The 20,306-nt window shown below is 50.3% G+C and carries 14 protein-coding genes and 1 pseudogene; 7 read left to right on the top strand and 8 right to left on the bottom strand.

Features of this window, described 5'->3' with window-relative positions; genetic code table 11:
- Nucleotides 1-70 precede the first annotated feature (70 nt).
- The 3 genes and pseudogenes from HNR55_RS04375 to HNR55_RS04385 all read left to right on the top strand — a co-directional run.
- A complete protein-coding gene (locus HNR55_RS04375; protein WP_166111861.1) occupies nucleotides 71-1,537 on the top strand; it encodes a purine-cytosine permease family protein in 1,467 nt (488 codons plus the stop codon).
- 431 nt (nucleotides 1,538-1,968) lie between these two features.
- The gene (locus HNR55_RS04380; protein WP_242005431.1) at nucleotides 1,969-4,512 is read left to right on the top strand and encodes a TonB-dependent receptor; all 2,544 of its coding nucleotides are present in this window, start codon (nucleotides 1,969-1,971) and stop codon (nucleotides 4,510-4,512) included.
- Between the two features lie 316 nt (nucleotides 4,513-4,828).
- A pseudogene (locus HNR55_RS04385) lies at nucleotides 4,829-5,349 on the top strand (IS5 family transposase); the annotation flags it as partial.
- A 78-nt stretch (nucleotides 5,350-5,427) separates the two neighbouring features.
- On the opposite strand, the gene HNR55_RS04390 reads toward HNR55_RS04385, so the two are convergent.
- The 5 genes from HNR55_RS04390 to HNR55_RS04410 all read right to left on the bottom strand — a co-directional run bounded on the left by HNR55_RS04390 (nucleotide 5,428) and on the right by HNR55_RS04410 (nucleotide 12,178).
- On the bottom strand, nucleotides 5,428-6,525 hold the full coding sequence (locus HNR55_RS04390; RefSeq protein WP_242005432.1) for an alpha-hydroxy acid oxidase: 1,098 nt from the start codon (nucleotides 6,523-6,525) through the stop codon (nucleotides 5,428-5,430).
- Between the two features lie 95 nt (nucleotides 6,526-6,620).
- On the bottom strand, nucleotides 6,621-8,180 hold the full coding sequence (gene hutH, locus HNR55_RS04395; RefSeq protein WP_166111866.1) for a histidine ammonia-lyase: 1,560 nt from the start codon (nucleotides 8,178-8,180) through the stop codon (nucleotides 6,621-6,623).
- Nucleotides 8,181-8,183: 3 nt separating this feature from the next.
- Complete coding sequence (gene hutU, locus HNR55_RS04400) at nucleotides 8,184-9,881, bottom strand: urocanate hydratase (RefSeq protein ID WP_166111869.1); 1,698 nt, start codon at nucleotides 9,879-9,881, stop codon at nucleotides 8,184-8,186.
- 98 nt (nucleotides 9,882-9,979) lie between these two features.
- Nucleotides 9,980-10,774, bottom strand: coding sequence for an N-formylglutamate deformylase (gene hutG / locus HNR55_RS04405; protein WP_166111871.1), 795 nt, complete (start codon nucleotides 10,772-10,774; stop codon nucleotides 9,980-9,982).
- 30 nt (nucleotides 10,775-10,804) lie between these two features.
- Complete coding sequence (locus HNR55_RS04410) at nucleotides 10,805-12,178, bottom strand: formimidoylglutamate deiminase (RefSeq protein WP_166111874.1); 1,374 nt, start codon at nucleotides 12,176-12,178, stop codon at nucleotides 10,805-10,807.
- Between the two features lie 153 nt (nucleotides 12,179-12,331).
- Here HNR55_RS04410 and hutI point away from each other — a divergent pair, with 153 nt between their 5' ends.
- Complete coding sequence (hutI, locus tag HNR55_RS04415; protein WP_166111877.1) at nucleotides 12,332-13,561, top strand: imidazolonepropionase; 1,230 nt, start codon at nucleotides 12,332-12,334, stop codon at nucleotides 13,559-13,561.
- Nucleotides 13,562-13,662: 101 nt separating this feature from the next.
- Nucleotides 13,663-14,391 (top strand): histidine utilization repressor, encoded by a 729-nt coding sequence (gene hutC, locus HNR55_RS04420; protein WP_166111880.1) that lies wholly within the window; start codon nucleotides 13,663-13,665, stop codon nucleotides 14,389-14,391.
- A 23-nt stretch (nucleotides 14,392-14,414) separates the two neighbouring features.
- Here hutC and HNR55_RS04425 read toward each other — a convergent pair whose 3' ends face one another.
- Together HNR55_RS04425 and HNR55_RS04430 are read right to left on the bottom strand one after the other, a co-directional pair.
- Entirely contained in the window at nucleotides 14,415-15,560 is a 1,146-nt protein-coding gene (locus HNR55_RS04425; RefSeq protein ID WP_166111883.1) for an acyl-CoA dehydrogenase family protein, read from the bottom strand.
- Between the two features lie 55 nt (nucleotides 15,561-15,615).
- Nucleotides 15,616-16,770, bottom strand: a complete 1,155-nt coding sequence (locus tag HNR55_RS04430) for a CaiB/BaiF CoA transferase family protein (protein WP_166111886.1) — start codon at nucleotides 16,768-16,770, stop codon at nucleotides 15,616-15,618.
- A gap of 95 nt (nucleotides 16,771-16,865) precedes the next feature.
- Here HNR55_RS04430 and HNR55_RS04435 point away from each other — a divergent pair, with 95 nt between their 5' ends.
- Nucleotides 16,866-17,759: a LysR family transcriptional regulator gene (locus tag HNR55_RS04435; protein WP_166111888.1), complete on the top strand. Its 894-nt coding sequence runs from the start codon at nucleotides 16,866-16,868 to the stop codon at nucleotides 17,757-17,759.
- Nucleotides 17,760-18,234: 475 nt separating this feature from the next.
- Here the strand turns inward: HNR55_RS04435 and HNR55_RS04440 are convergent.
- Nucleotides 18,235-19,322, bottom strand: a protein-coding gene (locus HNR55_RS04440; RefSeq protein ID WP_166111891.1) for an IS3 family transposase whose coding sequence is annotated in 2 segments (ribosomal slippage) — nucleotides 18,235-19,061 and nucleotides 19,061-19,322 — 1,089 coding nt in all. Because the reading frame shifts where the segments join, the coding sequence is not laid out codon by codon here.
- 75 nt (nucleotides 19,323-19,397) lie between these two features.
- On the opposite strand from HNR55_RS04440, the gene HNR55_RS04445 reads away from it, so the two are divergent.
- Entirely contained in the window at nucleotides 19,398-20,114 is a 717-nt protein-coding gene (locus HNR55_RS04445) for a UxaA family hydrolase (RefSeq protein ID WP_415453760.1), read from the top strand.
- The last annotated feature ends 192 nt before the right edge of the window (nucleotides 20,115-20,306 follow it).

The raw sequence follows: 20,306 nt of genomic DNA on the forward strand, positions 1-20,306 counted from the left end.
GCGCTCTCGTAACCATACTCCAGCAAGCAAGCGCACACTCTCAGACGCACACGGCATTCAGGACCCAAGCATGACTTTAAACCAGACCAATGCACACGCCCCTGCCAGTGCTGCAACCATAGAACAGCGCACGATTTACCCCATCCCTCATTCTGAACGCATGGGGCATCCACGTGACCTGTTTTCTGTGTGGTTTGGCACTAACACGACCATTCTTACCGTTATTACGGGAGCACTGGCGACAATCATGTTCCAGCTCCCTCTCACAGCGGCCTGCGTGGCCCTGCTCCTAGGTAATCTGGTCGGGGGCGTTTTTATGGCTCTGCATGCAGCGCAGGGACCACGTCTTGGCGTGCCACAAATGGTGCAAACATGCGGGCAGTTCGGCTCAATGGGTGCCGTTCCCATGATCTTGCTTGTTGTGTTCATCTATGTCGGATTTTCGGCTTCGAATCTTGTTGTAGGAGGAGAAGGATTTCAACTAGCCTTGCCCTGGCTAGGTTACACAGGCGGAGTGCTGGCCGTTACCATACTCTCGGCTTTTCCTGCATTCTGGGGTTACAGAACCATCCACACCATTACCAAGCTCATATCCTGGAGTTGTGGCATCGCGATTATATGGGCTCTTGTTTGCATTTTTGGTAACACGCAAGCTTATGTGCTTCTGGGCAGTTTTGGCCATACCTCATTGTCTGGCTTTATGGGGGCTGTGTCGGTTGCGGCTCTCTGGCAACTGGCTTATGCGCCTTACGTTTCCGATTATTCACGTTACCTGCCTAACAGCAAACAGGGGGCACGACATGCTTTCCACGCCACCTACTGGGGATCAGCGCTCGGCACACTTCTGCCTATGTTTCTTGGAGCCATACTCGGCATCATCACTCCAAGAGGCAATGAAGTCCTACCTACGCTCATGCAGTATCTTGGTGGGTCTGGCTCCCTGATCATGACCATGCTTGTCATTGGTATTACAGTCGCCAACGGCATGAGCATTTATTGCGGAAGCCTGTCATCACTCATGCTGCTACAAATGTTCTACCCTAAAAGTCACTTTGGCGTACGGACACGTATTGCTGTTACGGCGAGCCTGATGCTTTTTGTACTGATCCTGACTATGCTCATGACTCATGATTTTATGGAAACATATACAGATTTCCTAAATCTTCTCATGATTATCATGATCCCGTGGACCTCCATCAATCTTATTGATTACTATCTGGTGCAGCACGGTTCTTACGATGTACCGTCTTTTTTTCGGTCAGATGGAGGTTGTTATGGGTATTACAATGTTCCTGCTCTCATATGTTATGCGCTAGGCATTGCTGTCCAAATTCCTTTTGTATCCAACCATCTTTATACAGGTCCATTAGCGCTACAACTGGGGCGTACAGATATCTCCTGGGCGGTTGGTCTGGTTTTAACATCGCTGATCTATCTACTCATGACAAAAAATATCTCCCGACCACTTCATTCTGAAAATCTGTACAACAAGGTCGACAGTGATGATGATAGCACCAATGCTGGATCGTCATTCTGACACGCTCTCAAAATACCCATCGGCATGAACGGATCAATGCGCTTACGGTGAATGAGCTGCCTGATCGAGAAAAGATCAGGCAACTGGCGCGCAAGAACCGCGACCTACGGTAGATCTGTAAGATCCCGCTTAATGCCTCTACATATCCGCTGGTTCATGCCATAACATGCTCCATTGATGAAGCACCGGCGGGTATATGGTTCCGGGCCAGACAGAAAAATCCCTCTGTTCCACGTCCACAATTCAAGCATTGCCTGAACAGACGTACCACCCGCCATCATATCCTGAAACAGGGTTAGGCGTAGATTCAGCACTCTCCACCCAATGCAACTATAGTGCTTATCCATCTGACATCTGCATTAAAATTCTCTCAAAAACCACAGATAAAAAATATTTCGATTCCGTTTTAAAATTCTATTGACCTAACTCGTATGGACAACCTAGGGTTCCTACATATCTTGGTTCGCCAAAGAAACGAGTCACGAACCCAAGACGATAAAATATCTTGTCTATATCTATTTTTATCCTGCGCCTCTAGCAGCCCGGTGGAGTTCAGACGCATGAGACACAGCACCTTTTCTCTGACCAGACTTTTACTCTTCTCCTCCATGTTCATCTCTGTTGGCAGCGCAAATGCCCTGGCAGCAACATCCACAGCAACCGATAAGCCCTCCAAGGTTGTTGCAAAGCGGAAGGCCGCCCCCACGCATGAACCGGCAAGCTATCTGAGCTCCACCTCAGAACAGTTTGAGGTCACATCAAGCCATGTACCCCATGGTGCGGTTGTTACCATCGGTCAGAAGCTTTTGTCCCAAGCCCCAGCTGGAACCAATCCACTTAAAACTCTGGCGCAGTTGCCGGGTATCATGTTCCAGTCTGCCGAACCACAAGGTATTGATATTTGGTCTAACCAAGTGTTCATGCACGGTTTTCAGCAACAGCAGATCGGTATGACTCTGGATGGCATGCCATTGGGCGAACAGAGTGTACGAAACTATAATGGCCTCAACACCATTCAGGCCATTTCATCAGAAAACGTGTCGCGCATTGTCGTATCCCAGTCAGCTGGAGCGGAATCGGTTGCAGCGACCAACAACCTTGGCGGCTCGTTTGACTATGTCTCACGCGATCCCTCCCACAAACTTGGTGGCACAATAAACCAAGGCTTTGGTAGCTATGGGAATTTCCATACCTTTCTGCGTGGTGACAGTGGTGACCTGAACAGCTCAGGAACCCGCTTCTATACCTCTTACATGCGTCAGGACGGACAGATATGGAAGGGAACGGGCGACCAGTTCATGCAACAGGTCAACGCCAAATTCGTACAACCCATCGGGCAAAGCAGCAGTGTTTCCGCTTTTTTCGACTGGGCTGACCTACACCAGTTCTCTACGGCCGATGCATCGCCCGAAGTGCTGAACAACGTAGGTTATAATGTTTCCAACTACTACAATGGCAAACAGAGTGGTCTTCAGCAGGCAATCAATGCGGCGAATGGCCAATACCCGGCGGGCTTTAACAAGCTACAGGACCCTGCGGACTCTGCTTATTATGATGCCGTACTGAACACAACCGACACTTTTGGTGGCATTAAGGCGCACCTGCAACTCACCGACAAACTCACGTGGGACACAACTGCTTACGGACACGGTGAAACCAACCAGACGACATGGACAACTCCTTATTACCCCTCCCCCAACGGCTCGCCTCTTTCCGAACTGGTCAAAGAGCCGTCCATCCGACGTTTTGGTATGATTTCCCAACTGCACTACAACATTGCACATAACGAAATCAGTGGTGGCGTATGGTATGAAAACAACCACTACCAGTCACCCATGTATGCCTATTCAATGCCCAATATTGTTAACGGGCAATTGACATCACCACTGCCCGATCCTCTTGGGCATTGGTCAGACCCCTTCGCCAAAATTTATAACCAGACATACAACACCAATACCTTTACCGCTTTTGTGCAGGACACTTACCGGATTTTGCCCAATCTTGCGCTACATTTTGGCTTTAAGTCTGTTCTGGCAACAACCAATGTTGGTAACGGCTACATTAACGATGACTACTATGGCGCAGGTTCCAACATTACGAGTGGCGTTGGGCTAACAACGTCCAAACCCTTCCTGCCACACATCAGCGCCGACTGGCACTTCCTCAAACACCATGAACTGTTTTTTGATATTTCAGAAAATGTTCATACATACGCACAATCTGGCTACAAACTCTCCGCATCGCCTTTTGCGATCTCTCAAACCGCATTCGATACAGGCCGCAACTCTTTCCGTCCAGAAACGGACTGGACCTATGCTGCTGGCTACCGCTACAGCAGCCAGATCATTGGTGCCTCCGTTTACGCCTACCGCACCAACTTCAACAACCGTTTGCAGCAAGTCACATCAGGTTCCGCCGTCAATCCCATTTCCACCGTTGCCAACGTGGGTGGTGTCACCATGAACGGCGTGGACGCGGCAATTACCATCATGCCCATCAAGAACCTGTCCTTTACGAACAGTGTTAGCTACAACCATGCGACTTATGACAATGATCTGGTAGAATCTGGCACTCCCTACCAAACACGCGGCAAACAGATTATCAATTATCCGCGCTTCATGTATAAAACACGCCTGTCATATGAATGGAAAGGCCTGACAGCTTACGTGGATGCAAGCTACACGGGCAAGCGTAACTACAGCTATATTGGGGACGTCAAGGTTCCTTCATACTGGATGACCAACTTGGGCGTACAGTACAATCTGGCCAAACTGCCCGCCTTCAAAAAGTCGGTTGACTTTGTACATGACCTGACTCTCAACCTGAGTGTTACCAATATTCAGAACACCCGCTATATCGCCACCATGGGCGAAAACGGCAACCCGCTCAGCATTTCCAAAGGAGCGATGGACTTCCAGTCCATGCTGGTAGGTGCGCCGCGTATGTTCTTTGGATCAATCAGCACCAATTTCTGACCTGACTCTACTTTCGAACACGACCAAAATCCTGCCACGGTTAGCCTTGTGGCAGGATTTTTTCATATTCTGGCCAATCTGTTTTCCAACACAATAGCATGACGGCAAAGCCAGTCTTACTCTACCAACAAGAGATATAGACACGTGCCGGATAGTAACTCCCTTCATAAACACCAGTCTCGCATTGTAACCGATGGTGTTGCGCGGGTTATACAACGTGCGTTTTACGAGCGACTGGTCTAGGCTCAGGACCTATTAATTTATTGAACTGAGCGAGAGGTTGTGATTCACAGGCTTACCGATGGAGGGTGGGCCTGTGAATGATGTGTTTACGCTGTCTGAGCGCCAGATGGAGCAGATTGAGCCGTTTTTCCCTCTGGCGCACGGAGTGCCACGCGTGGATGACCGGCGTGTTCTGAGTGGGATTGTTTATGTAATCCGTAACGGTCTTCAGTGGAAAGACTCTCCGAAAGCGTATGGTTCGCACAAGACTTTGTATAATCGCTTTATCCGGTGGAGCCGCCTCGGTGTTTTTGACAGGATCTTTGTCGCCCTGACAGAACAGGCTGGCCGTTCGAAGCGTCTGATGATCGATGCAACACATCTCAAAGCACACCGGACATCGGCGTCCCCGCTCAAAAAGGGGCTTTTCCCCGCCATATCGGACGGACAAAAGGCGGCCTGAACTCAAAACTTCATGCCATGTGCGATGATCAGGGCCGACCTGTCCGCCTTCATCTGACTGCTGGACAGGTCAGTGATTTCAAAGGTGCTGATGTACTGCTGGCGGACCTGTCGGATGAGACAGAGGAAGTCATCGGTGATCGGGGATACGACCGCGGCACTCATACATTCATGTCCGCAATCCACATCGCAGCAAACTTCATCTTCTATCTTAAAGAATGAGTCCTGAGCCTAGCTCCTGCGCAGCATGGCAGGTCCGGCACTGCGCAGAGTTTCCACGCACGTTGTACCAGCAAGCGCCATAACATCACGAATTTCACCTTGCAGCCCATCAATCATCTCGGTCAGTGTGGCTTCTCCACCGGCTGCCAGCGCCCATGCCCACGGCCGCCCCAACGCGACCAGAGAACTTCCCTGCGCCAGCGCGCACACCACATCTGCCCCACGCCTGACACCACTGTCCATGACGACAGAGCAGGTTGGTCCTGAAGATGCAACAATATCTGGTAGCACGTCCAACGTAGCAGGAGATGGGTCCAGTTGACGCCCACCGTGATTGGAAACCATAACACTATCTGCTCCCACTGCCACACAGCGCGCCGCATCATCAGGATGCATGACACCTTTAACCACAAGATTGCCCCCCCATTGCGCACGCAGCCATTCCAGATCTTTCCATGTCAGGCTGGGATCAATTTGCGATGCAGCGGTTTTAGCCTGCTCCAGCAATGTTCGCCCCAACCCATATGGCTGTAAATTCCCCAAAACTGGCATGCCATGCCGCACCATATTCAAGCTCCAGCGCCATGCCCGCGCAAACGAAAGCATTTGCGCCACAGACGGGTTGGTCAGACGCCTGAATCCGTTTTTTTCATCCCGCGGTCTCAACGGTGTAATCGGGGTATCAACTGTCAGCATAAGTGTACGCACGCCACATTGCCTGGCGCGGTTTATCATATCACGTGTGATCTCACGATCACAAAAAACATAAATCTGAGCCAGGATATCCGTACCTTGCACGGCGCAGATATCCTCCAAGGATGTAATGGAAAATGTTGAAACACAAAAAGGAATTTTTTTCTTTTCTGCGGCACGCGCCGCCATAAGGTCCGCTCCGCAACGCATCATACCCGCAAACCCGACCGGAGCCAGCATAAATGGGGCCGCACAGTCATAACCCAACCAACGTGTGGCCGTAGAAACCTGCGAAACATCACGCAGGCAACGCGGCACTATGGTCCATTTTTTAAACGCATCCCTGTTGGCCTGCACACTGACTTCGCCATGCGCGCCTCCTGCCACATAATCCCGAAACAAGCGGGGCAGCATCCGTTCTGCTTTTTGTTGTAAGTTCTCTAATCCTACAAACACCATAAGCATACCTTACGTAAAAACCCCCGGGCTGGATGACCCGGGGGCATTCATCAGCCCGGCAATACACCACACTCAGGCAAGGGTACCAGCGCTTTTACACGCTCAGCCATAACGCCTTTGGTGATCAGGGCGCGCATAGCTTCAATATCTGGTGTGAAAAGCCTGTCCTGCGCAAAGAACGTAATTTTCTCACGCACGGCATCTTTTGCCGCCTGCAACGGTTGAGACGTTGCCAGCGGGGCCAGAAAGTCCAGCCCCTGCACCGCAGCCAAACATTCGATAGCGATGATGGTGCAGACATTCTCCACAATATCTTCCAGACGTCTGGCAGCAAAGGTGGCCATGCTTACATGATCTTCCTGATTGGCCGATGTTGGCAAACTGTCCACACTGGCAGGATGCGCCAATGTCTTGTTTTCCGACGCCAGAGCCGCCGCAGTGACCTGAGCAATCATAAAGCCGGAGTTCAGTCCGCTATCTTGCACCAGAAACGGCGGTAGACCACTCATCTGCGCGTCCATCAACATGGCAAGACGACGCTCAGAAATGGCCCCGATCTCAGACACGGCAATGGCAATTGTATCCGCTGCAATAGCCACGGGCTCCGCATGGAAATTACCACCCGAAATCATTTCATCCGTATCGGCAAAATGAATGGGGTTATCCGATACCGCATTTGCTTCCGTCACCAACGTTACAGCCGCATTCCGCAATGTATCCAGACATGCCCCCATAACCTGTGGCTGACACCGCAGGCAGTACGGGTCCTGCACACGTTCATCCCCCTCCCTGTGGGAATCACGGATGGGCGAGGCCTCCAGCAGGCTACGGTAAACTGCCGCCGTTTCAATCTGCCCGCGTTGACCACGCAGCACATGCAGGCGCGGGTCAAATGGTGCATCAGTGCCCCGCGCGGCATCCAGCGTCAGCCCCCCGGCAACAAGTGCTGCCTGAAACACGCGCTCTGCCTTGAACAGGCCAGACAATGCCAGCGCGGTGGAAACCTGTGTGCCATTAAGCAGCGCCAGACCTTCCTTGGGGCCCAGCACAATTGGCGTCAGCCCTGCAGCTTTCAGCGCCTCAGCACCCCTCAGCTTTTCACCCCTGTAAAAAGCGTGTCCTTCACCAATCAACACCGCACTCATATGGGCCAAAGGCGCTAGATCACCAGAAGCGCCAACAGAGCCTTTTTCTGGAATAACCGGCACAATACCGCTGTTGAGCATGGCGAGCAGAAAAGTTACGACCTCTTTACGCACACCCGAAAAACCTCTGGCCAGACCATTGGCTTTAAGCAACAGAATCAGGCGTACAACGGCTTCGCTCATGGGAGCGCCAATACCTGCGGCATGGCTAAGCACCAGATTGCGCTGAAGATCCTTGAGCCTGTCATCTGGAATGCGGGTTTTGGCCAGCTTTCCAAACCCCGTATTCACCCCGTAAACAGGCTCTCCACGCGCAACAATCCGTTCTACAGAAAGGGCAGCCTGATGCAGAACGTCCTCCGCCTCAGCGGCCAGTTCCACTTTGATGGATGTTGAGAAAAAGAAAGAACGGATTTCGGCATAAGTTAATTTGCCGGGGTGCAGAGTGAAGGATGCAGCAGTCATGTTTTAGGCTCCACGCGTAATCATTGGCAGATCAAGAGATTTTTCGTGAGCGCAAGATACGGCAATATCGTACCCGGCATCCGCGTGACGCATCACGCCTGTTGCGGGATCGTTCCACAGAACTCGTTCCAACCTGCGGGCAGCTTCTGGTGTGCCATCCGCCACAATAACCATGCCCGAATGCTGAGAAAAACCCATACCCACACCACCACCATGGTGCAGGGACACCCATGTGGCCCCAGACGCCGTGTTCAGCAGCGCATTGAGCAGGGGCCAGTCGGAGACCGTGTCGCTCCCGTCACGCATGGCTTCGGTTTCCCGGTTCGGGCTGGCAACGGAACCACTATCCAAGTGATCGCGACCAATAACGATCGGGCCTTTGAGCTCGCCGCTGGCCACCATTTCGTTAAAAGCCAGCCCCAGACGATGACGGTCACCCAGACCTACCCAGCAAATGCGCGAAGGCAGCCCCTGAAACTGGATTTTCTCACGCGCCATATCCATCCAGTTGTGCAAATGCACATCATCTGGCAGCAGTTCCTTGACCTTCTGATCGGTCTTGTAAATATCTTCCGGATCACCAGACAGTGCCGCCCAGCGGAACGGACCAATGCCACGGCAGAAAAGAGGGCGAATATAGGCAGGCACAAAGCCAGGGAAGGCAAAAGCGTCTTCCAGCCCTTCTTCAAAAGCCATCTGGCGGATGTTGTTGCCATAATCGAACGTGGGAATACCCATACGATGGAAAGCCACCATAGCTTCCACATGCTCACGCATGGACTGGCGCGCGGCCTTTTCCACGGCGACAGGGTCAGTCAGGCGTTTATGTTCAGCCTCTTCCAGCGTCCAGCCTTTAGGCAGGTAGCCATTGCGCGGGTCATGGGCCGATGTCTGGTCTGTTACCGCATCGGGGTGGATACCACGACGCACCAGTTCGGGGAACACGTCTGCCGCATTGCCCAAAAGCCCGACAGAAATAGCCTCCCCTTTTGCGCACGCATCGTTAATAAGCTCCAGAGCTTCGTCCAGCGTATCAACACGACGGTCAAGGTAGCCAGTGTCCAGACGTTTCTGAATGCGGCTCGGCTCACATTCCACAGCCAGCATGGACGCACCAGCCATGACAGCCGCCAACGGCTGCGCTCCGCTCATGCCACCCAAACCACCCGTCAGGATCCAGCGGCCCTTCAGGCTACCACCATAATACTGGCGACCCATTTCTACAAAAGTTTCGTATGTGCCTTGAACAATCCCTTGTGAACCAATGTAAATCCATGAACCGGCAGTCATCTGGCCATACATCATCAGCCCCAGACGATCGAGTTCGTTGAACTTGTCCCAATTTGCCCAATGCGGCACAATATTGGAATTGGCGATCAGCACGCGCGGCGCATCAGAATGGGTGCGAAAAACACCAACCGGCTTACCTGACTGTACAAGCAAGGTCTGATCATCTTCCAGAGCCTGCAAGCTGCGCACGATCTGGTCATAGCATTCCCAGTTACGTGCCGCACGGCCTATACCACCATAGACGACTAGCTCAGATGGGCGTTCAGCCACTTCCGGGTCCAGATTATTCATCAGCATCCGCAAGGCAGCTTCTGTCTGCCAGCTTTTAGCTGATTTTTTGGGCCCGGTTGGAGACCGAATTACGCGATCATTTGCAAGGCGATTATTGGAAACTGCGGATGCGTCACTCATTTTCAGTCCCTTGTTCGTACTTGTATATACCTTCTTTTTAGGCGTCGAACATTTTCATTGTCAATTAGCAATGTTCTAAAAAATCACCTATTTTCGTCTTATGGCTTAAAAGCCAGTGCACACCTCAAAAACTTCGCCAATGCCTGCTTTAAACGCTCGGTTTTTGCTGGGCTCAAAGGCCACGGCTCTCCTTCGCTTTCAAGATAGGTTGTCTGGGCAAGCTCCAACTGCACCGCATGAATATGCTGACCCGGCTGCCCATAATGGCGAGTCGTGTAACCACCTTTAAAACGCCCATCCAGCACATGCGTGTAATGGGGCAACGTGCCCGCTTGCGCACCCAGCGCCCGAGCGAGTTCTGGCGCGCAGGAAGCCCCCATATTTGTACCAAAGTTCAGGTCTGGCAGAACCCCTTCAAACAAACGCGGTATTTTGGAGGCGATAGAGTGACCATCCCACAGAACAGCCCACCCCCATTTCTCCTTTATACGTGTCAGCTCCTGCTCAATCCGGGCATGATACGGCCTCCAGAACAGGTCGGTTCTTTCCGCCACCTCCTGTTCATCAGGGATTTGAGCATCCTGATAAATAGGCTGACCGGAAAATGTCAGATGAGGCACAAGGCCCGTGCTTGGTCGCCCAGGATACAGAACACCATCATCGGCCCCACGGTTAAGGTCCACCACATAGCGCGAATAGTTGGCACGCAAAATACCAACACCTAAACTATTCGAAAAATCATATAATTTTTCCATATACCAGTCAGTATCTGGCAAGGTTCTCCCATGCTCGGTCATACGTTGCGCAAGGCCATCAGGCAAAAGCTGCCCGGCATGGGGTAACGTTACAAGAACTGGTGCATCACCTGGTATAAAGGAATAAACTGCTTCCATCTGACCCTGACCTTTCCTGCTTGCCATCCCTTAAATTTCAGAAAAAATTGTGCGCACGACGTTATGAAACTGCTTTGTCAGAGCCTCCTGGTGTGGATGACGGCCATCTCTGATGCGCCATTTCCCCGCGCACATTACATGCTTGACCGGCAAAGCCGGGACAGAAAACAACGCCGCATCCAAAACGGCGTCTCCCTGCAAATCAGGGAGTGGTAGACATTCTGTATCCAGCACGCATATATCAGCCCGCGCGCCTTCAATCAGCCCCCACTGCGCCAGACCACAGGACTGAGCCCCTCCAGCAAGAGCCTGCCGATAAAGCCAGCCGCCAGTTGACCCCAGTTCATCTTGCGGAAGAGAGACACAACGACTTTGCGCAGACAAACGCAGACCATATTCCAAAAGACGGAGTTCTTCTGCTGGGCTGATCAGCACATTACTATCCGACCCAATGCCAAAACGACCTTTTTGCGCCACGTACGACACCAGCGGGAAAAAACCATCACCCAGATTGGCTTCCGTAACCGGGCAAAGCCCCGCTACTGCCTGACTTTGTGCAATTTTCGTTACTTCCAAAGGTGTCAGATGCGTTGCATGCACCAGACACCACCGGGCATCGACCGGCACATGGTCAAATAGATAGTTCACCGGTCGCTGCCCCGTTGCAGCAAGGCACTGCTCCACCTCCCCGACCTGTTCTGCAATATGAATATGCACAACCCCACTCAATGCAGGGTCCTGTGTCAGCGCCATAACATCCGCCATGTCAACTGCACGCAGGGAATGTAGTCCCAGACCGGCAGAAACCAGACTATTCTGCTCACTCTGCTGCCGCACCGCCTGTATGATATCCACAATCTGTTCGGGATTCGTGGCAAACCGCTTCTGCTCTTCAAGCAACGGACATCCACCAAAGCCAGAATACATGTATAATGTTGGTAAAACTGTAATACCAATACCAGAATTCTGGGCAGACGAGGCAATGCGCAACGCCATTTCTGCTGGATTTTCATAAACATCGCCATTTTTATTATGATGCAGGTAATGAAACTCCGCAACCTGCGTGTAACCGGCACGCAGCATTTCCATATATAAAAATGCAGCAATGACTTCCATTTGGTCCGGCGTTATCCGTCCGGCCAGACGATACATAAGGTTACGCCATGTCCAGAATGTATCTGACGGGGTTTGCCTATGCTCTGCCAGACCGGCCATTCCACGCTGAAAAGCATGGGAGTGCAAACTAATCTGGGGAGGCAGCGCCACGTCCACCTTTTCTGCCCCCACAGAAGGCTCGGTATTGGCACGAACTGAGGAAAAAGTGCCATCTTCCCCCACAACTAATGAAACATTCTTGTGCCAGCCATCTGAAAGAAAAGCCTGCTTCACAAAAAGCTCGGTCATGCAGCCTTATCCATATCTGTTTGTGTTGCGCCCTACTCCCGGCTGAACCGCCAACAGCAGAGTCCTGCCTTTGTCATTTTGGAACCATAACGGATTTGACTTATTTGTATATACCTTTGTATGGTATCTCATACACAGAGAAAGCAGAATGCCATGTGGGATACACTCTGGACGGACGTTCATCTGGCCACCATGGCCCCGTCGCACATCACTCCGACAGACCCATACGGGTGCATAAAAAATGGTGCCATCGCAGCAAGTGATGGTAAAATTGTATGGGTTGGCGCAGCTATCGATCTGCCTGATTTACCCCAAAACCTTGCCAGACAAGTCCATCATATGGCTCATCAGTGGGCAACCCCGGGGTTGGTTGATGCCCATACCCATCTTGTCTATGCAGGTGATCGTAGCAACGAATTTGCACGACGCCTGGAAGGGACGAGTTACCAACAGATCGCGCGGGAAGGCGGAGGCATTAACGCCACAGTCAGCGCGACCCGTGCGGCATCGGAAGAAGCGTTGCTGGAACTGGCCATAAAACGCGCCAAACGTATGCTTGCTGGGGGCACAACAACAATTGAAATCAAATCCGGCTACGGTTTGACATTGCATGATGAGCTTAAGCTCCTGCGTGTTGGCCGTGCTTTGGAAAAACATCTTCCTGTGCGTGTGCATACGACTTTTTTAGGCGCACACGCCCTGCCACCTGAATATACCGGTCGACAGGATGCTTATGTTTCAGCTCTTGTCGAAGAGATGCTTCCTCGCATAGCTGAAGAAAAACTTGCCGATAGTGTTGATGCTTTTTGTGAAAGCATTGCATTTTCTCCTCATGAGGTAGAACGTATTTTTGAAGCTGCCACAAAACTGAACCTGCCCGTACGCATTCATGCGGATCAGATGTCGGATAGTAACAGTTGCGCGCTTGCCGCACGCTTCATGGCACTTTCAGCGGACCATGTTGAATATGCAAATGAGGGTGGCATAAAAGCGATGGCCGCAGCAGGCACGGTTGCCATGCTGCTACCTGGCGCTTTCTACTTTATCCGCGAAACCAAACTCCCCCCCATAGACCTGTTCAGAATACATAAGGTGCCAATGGGGCTTGCCACTGACTGCAACCCGGGCACATCTCCTGTTCTGGACATGACAACCGTCCTGAACATGGCTTGCACCCTTATGCGGCTGACTCCAGCCGAAGCACTGCATGGGGCAACCACTGTCGGCGCACAGGCTCTTAATATGCAAAAAGACATTGGACTGTTGCAGGAAAGCTATTCCGCTGACATAACATTCTGGCCTGTATCAGGCCCGCACGAGCTCTCTTATTGGATTGGAGGCGTAACGCCAACAGCCCGTGTTTTTAAAGGACAGATGGACTGAAACCTCAAAAAAAGGCATTGAGACACCTTAATATCTATACAGGATAAAAAAAGACCCATAATTTAAAGAGCACGCCCCTCCCGCCTAAAGGACCAGTCCATATGATGCAGACCACCACGATCGCCCGCCCCCAGTTACGTTACGAGCAGGTCAAGCAATATATTATTGACCATATCAACCGGGGAGACTGGAACGTCGGGGAGAGACTGCCATCCGAAAGTGAACTGGTTGAGACACTTGGCGTGTCGCGCATGACTGTGCACCGGGCATTGCGGGAACTCATGACCGAAGGGCTGGTCACCCGTGCGCAAGGCGTAGGGACTTTTGTAGCCAAACCTGTGCCGCGCGCCACACTTCTTGAACTCCATGACATTGCAGACGACATTATAGCCGCAGGGCATGTGCACACACAAAAACTGATTACACTCGAAGCCATAAGGGCAGATGTTGATCTCGCCATGGCGTTCGATCAACGACCTGGCGCCAAACTTTTCCATTCTGTTATTGTACATTTTGAAGATGACATCCCCCTACAAGTAGAAGAACGCTACGTTTCTCCACATTTTGTACCAGACTATCTGGAGCAGGATTTTACAAACCTGCATCCACACCGCCTGTTAACACATATTTCTCGGCCTGATGAAATGGAGCATGTTATTTTTGCCATTACACCAGACAAGCAGCTTCAACATCTTTTGGAACTGGATGAACCCACGACAGCATGCCTTCAGTTAGTACGCCGCACGTGGGTTCAGGGTAAAACCGTTATGAAAGGTATTTTTACCTACCCCGGCAACCGCTATAGTCTGGGTGGTCGTTACCAGATTTAAAACCTGTATCGCAAAAAGCCTATTTAACTGGTAAGCAAACGCCCAATGACAGTTCTCTGAATTTCGGACGATCCCTCATAAATACGCATGATCCGTGCGTCTCGCACAAACCGTTCCAATGGCAGTTCCTGCGTGTAACCATAACCACCATGCAACTGTAATGCCCGATCTGTGACAAAACTGACCATCTCACTGGCAAAAAGTTTCGCCATTGACGCAGCCATTGTAAATGGCTGCTGGCATGCCCTTAAATGAGCAGCTTGCAGTGTTAGTCCCCAAGCTGCCTCCAGCTGGCACCCCATGTCCGCAAGTGTCCATTGCACGCCTTGACGCATGTTTAATGGTTTGCCGCCCACCATACGCTCCTTTACCCACGCCGTCGTACAGACAAGCGCTGCCTGTGCAATTCCAAGACAGGTGGCGGCGACATCAAGCCGACTATTATCCAACACTTTCATGGCCAGTTTGAAACCATCACCTTCGTGACCCAACAGGTTGCTGGCAGGTACACGACAGTCCAATGTCAGAGCGTAAGCCTTACCGCCACGAATACCCATCAGATTTTCTGCCCGATCAACCACTAGACCGGCTGTATCACGTGGCACAATAAAAGCAGATATTCCCTTATGACCCAGATTTTTATCTGTTTTGGCAAAAACAATCAGTGTTCTTGCTTCCTCCGCGTTGGAAATGAATTGTTTAGCGCCCACTATTCGGTAAAAACCATCCTCGTGTATCGCATGGGTTGTTAATTCTGCAGGGTTTGAACCGCAACCGGGTTCAGTCAACGCAAATGCCGCCAATCCTTGACCTTGCGCCAAAGGAGTTAAGAACTGTTCACGTTGCGCATCACTTCCCCCTAGGAGCAAGGCATCCGTGCCCAGAAAATGCGCCCCGAGCATGGAAGCTGTTGCGGCACACCCTTGCGCAATGATACTTATGGCCAGAATGATGCTGGCAGGTTTTAACGCAACACCACCAAACTGTTCTGGGATGTTCATACCTGTCAACCCAAGCTCTGCCAAAGCGGGAAGGTGGCATGCGGCAGATAGATTATCCCTATCCAGTACAGCCGCCATTGGTGCCAGTTTTTCCTGAGAAAAACGTTCAAGCATTTCGGCTAGGATTTTATCCTCGTCTGTCAGACCAAGCCTGTTACAGAAACTCATCTCATGTCTCCTTTAAAACCCATTTTTCTTTTTAAAAATAAGTATTTTTTATAAATTAAGAGATAAACTCATGCGTATGTTCACCCAATCTGGGTGCATGTTTTAATCGAACTTGTGACAACCCACCAAAAATAGCAGGCTGACGCACAAGACACTGCGGCGACAACCGATGATCTTCCAAAGGTACAAGCATATTTCTAGATTTAACCTGTTCTGATGAAAGCGCCTGAACAACATCAAGCAATGGTCCGCACGGAACTCCTTCCGATTCAAAAATGGAAATAATATCGACCACATGGCGTAATCTAGACCATTTTTCTATATGATCCCGCAAAATGCTTTCATATTGGTTTCTTGATGAATCTGTTATAAACCGATCATCATTCAACAAGCTTTCTGCATCAATAACTTTACAAAGTTTTGAAAAGAGCTTGTTATTCAGAACTGCTAGAGAAAAATACCCATCCAACGCGGCATAACACCCAAATGGTGCTGACAAAGGATGCCTGTTGCCAACACGCACCGGCGTTTCTTCTGTAAATAGACTGGATGTTGTTGACGTGACCATTAAGGACAGCATCGAGTCAAACATGGCAAGATCAATATAGCGCCCCGCAGCATTCCGTCCGCCTTTGCGCTCGCGCTCAAACAACGCGGTTATCAGCGCCCACGCACCAAACAACCCAGCGACAACATCCGCCACAGCTTCACCCACCAGTGTGGGAGGGCCATCAGGTTGACCTGTTACACTCATAAGGCCGCACAATCCTTGTATAATCACGTCATACGCAGCTTTATTCGCCCACGGCCCTGTTTGGCCAAAACCGGAAATACTCAAAAATACAAGAGACGGATTGAGCACGCTCAACTCATCCCATCCTATACCCAGACGGGCAGCAACCCCTGGACGAAAGTTTTCAACAACAACATCTGCCGTTGTGACCAAATGCCTGACTGCTTTTTGCCCTTCTGACGTAAGCAGATCAACGACAACACTTTTTTTGCCTCTGTTAACCTGCGTAAAAAGAGCACTTTCTCCATTTTTAAACGGTGCGACATGGCGGTAATCATCACCAGCAGGTGATTCAATCTTGATAACCTCCGCTCCCATATCGGCCAGAAGAGCAGTACAATAGGGACCAGACAAGACACGACTAAAGTCTACCACCCTCACACCAGACAATGGCTGATTTGGTAAATTATTTGACATATCTTATCCTTTTTGAATTTCTCTTTCCTTGTCAGTTGACTTTAGATATCTCTGCGTATAAAACAAATAATATCTTCTTATTGTCTAGATAACTTATGATGATCTCATTTACCCTGCGACAACTGGAATACTTCCTTGCTGTAGCCGATACAGGGAGTACTGTTGCCGCCAGTCTTGCGGCCAATGTATCTCAACCGGCCATTTCCAAGGCCATTCGTGATCTTGAAGAATGTTGGGGAGAAACTTTATTCCTGCGCCTCCATTCCCGTGGTCTTATATTAACCACTGCCGGAGAGCGACGTGCGATTCTTGCACGCTCCCTCATTAAAAAGGCATCAATTTTAAATTATACAGATGGTAAAATTACACTTAATGGTCAAATAAAAATCGGACTTCTTTCTACACTATCACCATTATATGCGCCTTATATTATAAAAAAATTACAGGAATATTTTCCAAACTGCATTATATCTTTTACTGAAGGTGATATTCATGCACTGGAAAGTGGAATTACCCAAGGTCAACTAGATGCAGCTGTTCTATACGATACACCCAGCACATCAAAAGCTAAACGTCTACCCGTTATGGAACTTACACCTTACCTTTTACTCCCTGATAATCATCCTCTTTTAAAATCTGCCCACACAGAAATAAGTTTACATGATGTCGCCAATGAGCCCTATATTCTTATGGATCTTCCCCATAGTGTAGAATATTTTCTATCCATTTTTTATAATAATGACATTCAACCCCGCATAACCTATCGCAGCGGTTCCATAGAAACAGTGCGTTCTCTTGTAGCACATGGATTGGGGTATTCTATATTGACCACATCCCCCAGAGCGGCGCAATGTTACACAGGAAAAGTGGTTGTCGAAATTCCATTAAGAAATATTCGTCCACAAAAACTCTCCCTTCTTCTGCCTGACAATGAGGAAACCGGCTTACTCGGACTAACTATAAAAAATGCAATTCTGAATAATTATTAATAAATTACGAATTTTTATCATTTTTTGATATATGCGCGTAATTCAAATTACTTTATGTAGTTAAAAAATTTAAATAAATACAAGTGAACTAATAAAAGTTATATAATTTACTTGATATATTAAGTGAATTATTTTTAAATTCTTAAATTACTATAATATATTAAAGAAATTCAACAACAAAGCTCAAATCTCCTCTTGCTCCAAGTGCTATATCACCAAACAGAGACCCCAACTGGACACTGCATTCAACACCAGAAAACGAATCACAAGCCGGGTACAATGGTGTAAAAAGAAAAACAGATCGGAGTCCCACATGACAATCGTCACACTGTGACATCCTCTTGATAGTAGTGACGATTTATCAAAGGATGAAGGCTATCGAGGTGATAAGGACGAAGCTCCGGCAATTGGCGAAGATCTTATCGTCTCGGATTATGGTAATCCCCCCCTTTTTAGTGGGGTTCTGACTGAGAATTCAGGCAGCTTCTTTTAGTTTCTGGGCGGGTGTGACCCCGCCGTTCCCCATGTTGGGTCTGTCATTGTTATATGTCCAGAGCCATTGTGTTGCGACTTCCTGCACGTCCTGAATGGTTTCAAACAGAGACTGCTCAAGCCATTCCTGCCGGACAGTTCTGTTGTAGCGTTCGATATAAGCGTTCTGCTGCGGATGACCCGGTTGCGTATAGATCAGGGTAATCCCCTGCTTTTCCGCCCATGAAACCAACGTATGACTGACATATTCAAGGCCATTATCCATTCTGATAGCCGCTGGTCTGCCACGCCACTCCATAACCTGTTCCAGGCAGCGGACAACACGACAGGCCGACAGGGAAAAATCAACCTCTATCGCCAGTCCTTCACGATTGAAGTCATCCAGAATGTTCAGGAGACGAAAAGCGCGGCCATCCAAAAGCCTGTCCGCCATAAAATCCATGGACCAGACCGTGTTGGGAAGGACCGGAACCGACAGCTTTTCAGGCTTTTCGCGAACCAGACGCCTGCGGGGTTTAATCCGCAGGTTAAGTTCCAGCTCCCGATAAATCCGATAAACCCGCTTATGGTTCCAGGGCTGTCCCTGCACATTACGTAGATACAGGAAACACAGGCCAAATCCCCATCTTCTGTGAGCCTGTGTCAGTCCCGTCAGCAGATCGGCAATCCTGTCGTTCTCCTCAGCCGGTCGTGGACGATAGCGAAAGCAGGTCTCGGATATCTCAAAAATCCGACAGGCCAGCGCAATGCTGACCCCGTGATGCGCCACAGCCTGTGCGGCCAGTTCCCGGCGCTGGGCTGGCCGCTTCATTTTTTTCCCAAAGCCTCCTTCAGGATATCCGTCTGCATGCTCAGATCCGCATACATCCGCTTCAGCCGACGGTTCTCCTCTTCCAGAGCCTTCATCTGACTGATCATTGACGCATCCATGCCGCCATATTTCGCACGCCACCGGTAAAACGTGGCGTTGCTGATCCCATGCTCCCGGCACAGATCAGGAACAGAGACCCCGCCCTCAGCCTGGCGGATCACACCCATGATCTGGGCATCAGTAAAGCGATCACTCTTCATCAGAATCTCCTCATCCTTACGCTGAGAAAATTCTCATTCAAAAGCCACTCTTTTTATGGGGGGATTACCCTTGCCTTGCAATGCGGTGGATCGGATGGGTATTCGGGCATTACGGCAAACCCCGCTCTGGGGCATGCGGTCGATCTTCTGGTCGCACAGGGTGGTTCAGCCATTCTGACCGAAACTCCGGAAATTTATGGGGCGGAACACCTGTTAACCCGCAGGGCAGCACGGCGCGATATTGGCGAAAAACTCGTCAATATCATCCATGGATGGGAACAATACGCAGAGCGCGAACATGGCAGCATTGATAACAACCCCACCCCGGGCAACAAAAAAGGGGGGCTGACAACCATATTGGAAAAATCTCTGGGTGCCGTCGCAAAAAGGGGTTCCACCGCGCTACAGGGTGTTTGCCAATATGCCGAACCCATTGATGCGCGTGGGTTATTGTTCATGGATGCCCCCGGATATGACCCAATGGGCGCCACGGGCCAGATTGCCTACGGGGCAAACCTGCTGGCGTTTACAACTGGCCGAGGCTCCTGTTTTGGATCCCGCGTTGCACCTACGATCAAGATCGCAACAAACACCACCATGTATAACCGCATGCAGGATGATATGGACATCAACTGCGGGCGTATTCTGGATGGGCATTCCAGCGTGACGGACATGGGTGAAGAGATTTTCCGCTTCATTCTCCGCATGGCTTCAGGAGAGCACAGCAAGAGTGAAGCCCTCAATGTTGGTAACGAGGAAATGGTCCCATGGATGATCGGGGCCCAGATGTAATGTAAGGAGCCGTCAAAGAGTGTTTTTACGGCCATAACAGCGCAGGGAGGATGCTCTTCCCTGCGTCGTTATCCTCCGCCGGAGAAAAATGGAGTATTCCAGTCAACCAGAACGCGGCGTGAGACAGACCCGCCATTCCATTTCATTCCGTTTTCAGAATTGGCGCGTCATGTGCTCTGGAGAGTCTGACGT

This window comes from Acetobacter lovaniensis (genome assembly GCF_014207635.1).
Classification (GTDB): Bacteria; Pseudomonadota; Alphaproteobacteria; order Acetobacterales; family Acetobacteraceae; genus Acetobacter; species Acetobacter lovaniensis.

Excerpts from the sequence above, each read along its gene's own strand:
- HNR55_RS04375 (WP_166111861.1), top strand. The coding sequence starts at position 71 with ATGACTTTAAACCAGACCAATGCACACGCCCCTGCCAGTGCTGCAACC.
- HNR55_RS04425 (WP_166111883.1), bottom strand. The coding sequence starts at position 15,560 with ATGAGTTTCTGTAACAGGCTTGGTCTGACAGACGAGGATAAAATCCTA.
- hutG (WP_166111871.1), bottom strand. The coding sequence starts at position 10,774 with ATGGAAGCAGTTTATTCCTTTATACCAGGTGATGCACCAGTTCTTGTA.
- hutH (WP_166111866.1), bottom strand. The coding sequence starts at position 8,180 with ATGACTGCTGCATCCTTCACTCTGCACCCCGGCAAATTAACTTATGCC.
- hutU (WP_166111869.1), bottom strand. The coding sequence starts at position 9,881 with ATGAGTGACGCATCCGCAGTTTCCAATAATCGCCTTGCAAATGATCGC.
- HNR55_RS04430 (WP_166111886.1), bottom strand. The coding sequence starts at position 16,770 with ATGTCAAATAATTTACCAAATCAGCCATTGTCTGGTGTGAGGGTGGTA.
- HNR55_RS04380 (WP_242005431.1), top strand. The coding sequence starts at position 1,969 with ATGGACAACCTAGGGTTCCTACATATCTTGGTTCGCCAAAGAAACGAG.
- HNR55_RS04390 (WP_242005432.1), bottom strand. The coding sequence starts at position 6,525 with ATGCTGCCCCGCTTGTTTCGGGATTATGTGGCAGGAGGCGCGCATGGC.
- HNR55_RS04435 (WP_166111888.1), top strand. The coding sequence starts at position 16,866 with ATGATGATCTCATTTACCCTGCGACAACTGGAATACTTCCTTGCTGTA.
- hutC (WP_166111880.1), top strand. The coding sequence starts at position 13,663 with ATGATGCAGACCACCACGATCGCCCGCCCCCAGTTACGTTACGAGCAG.
- HNR55_RS04410 (WP_166111874.1), bottom strand. The coding sequence starts at position 12,178 with ATGACCGAGCTTTTTGTGAAGCAGGCTTTTCTTTCAGATGGCTGGCAC.
- hutI (WP_166111877.1), top strand. The coding sequence starts at position 12,332 with ATGTGGGATACACTCTGGACGGACGTTCATCTGGCCACCATGGCCCCG.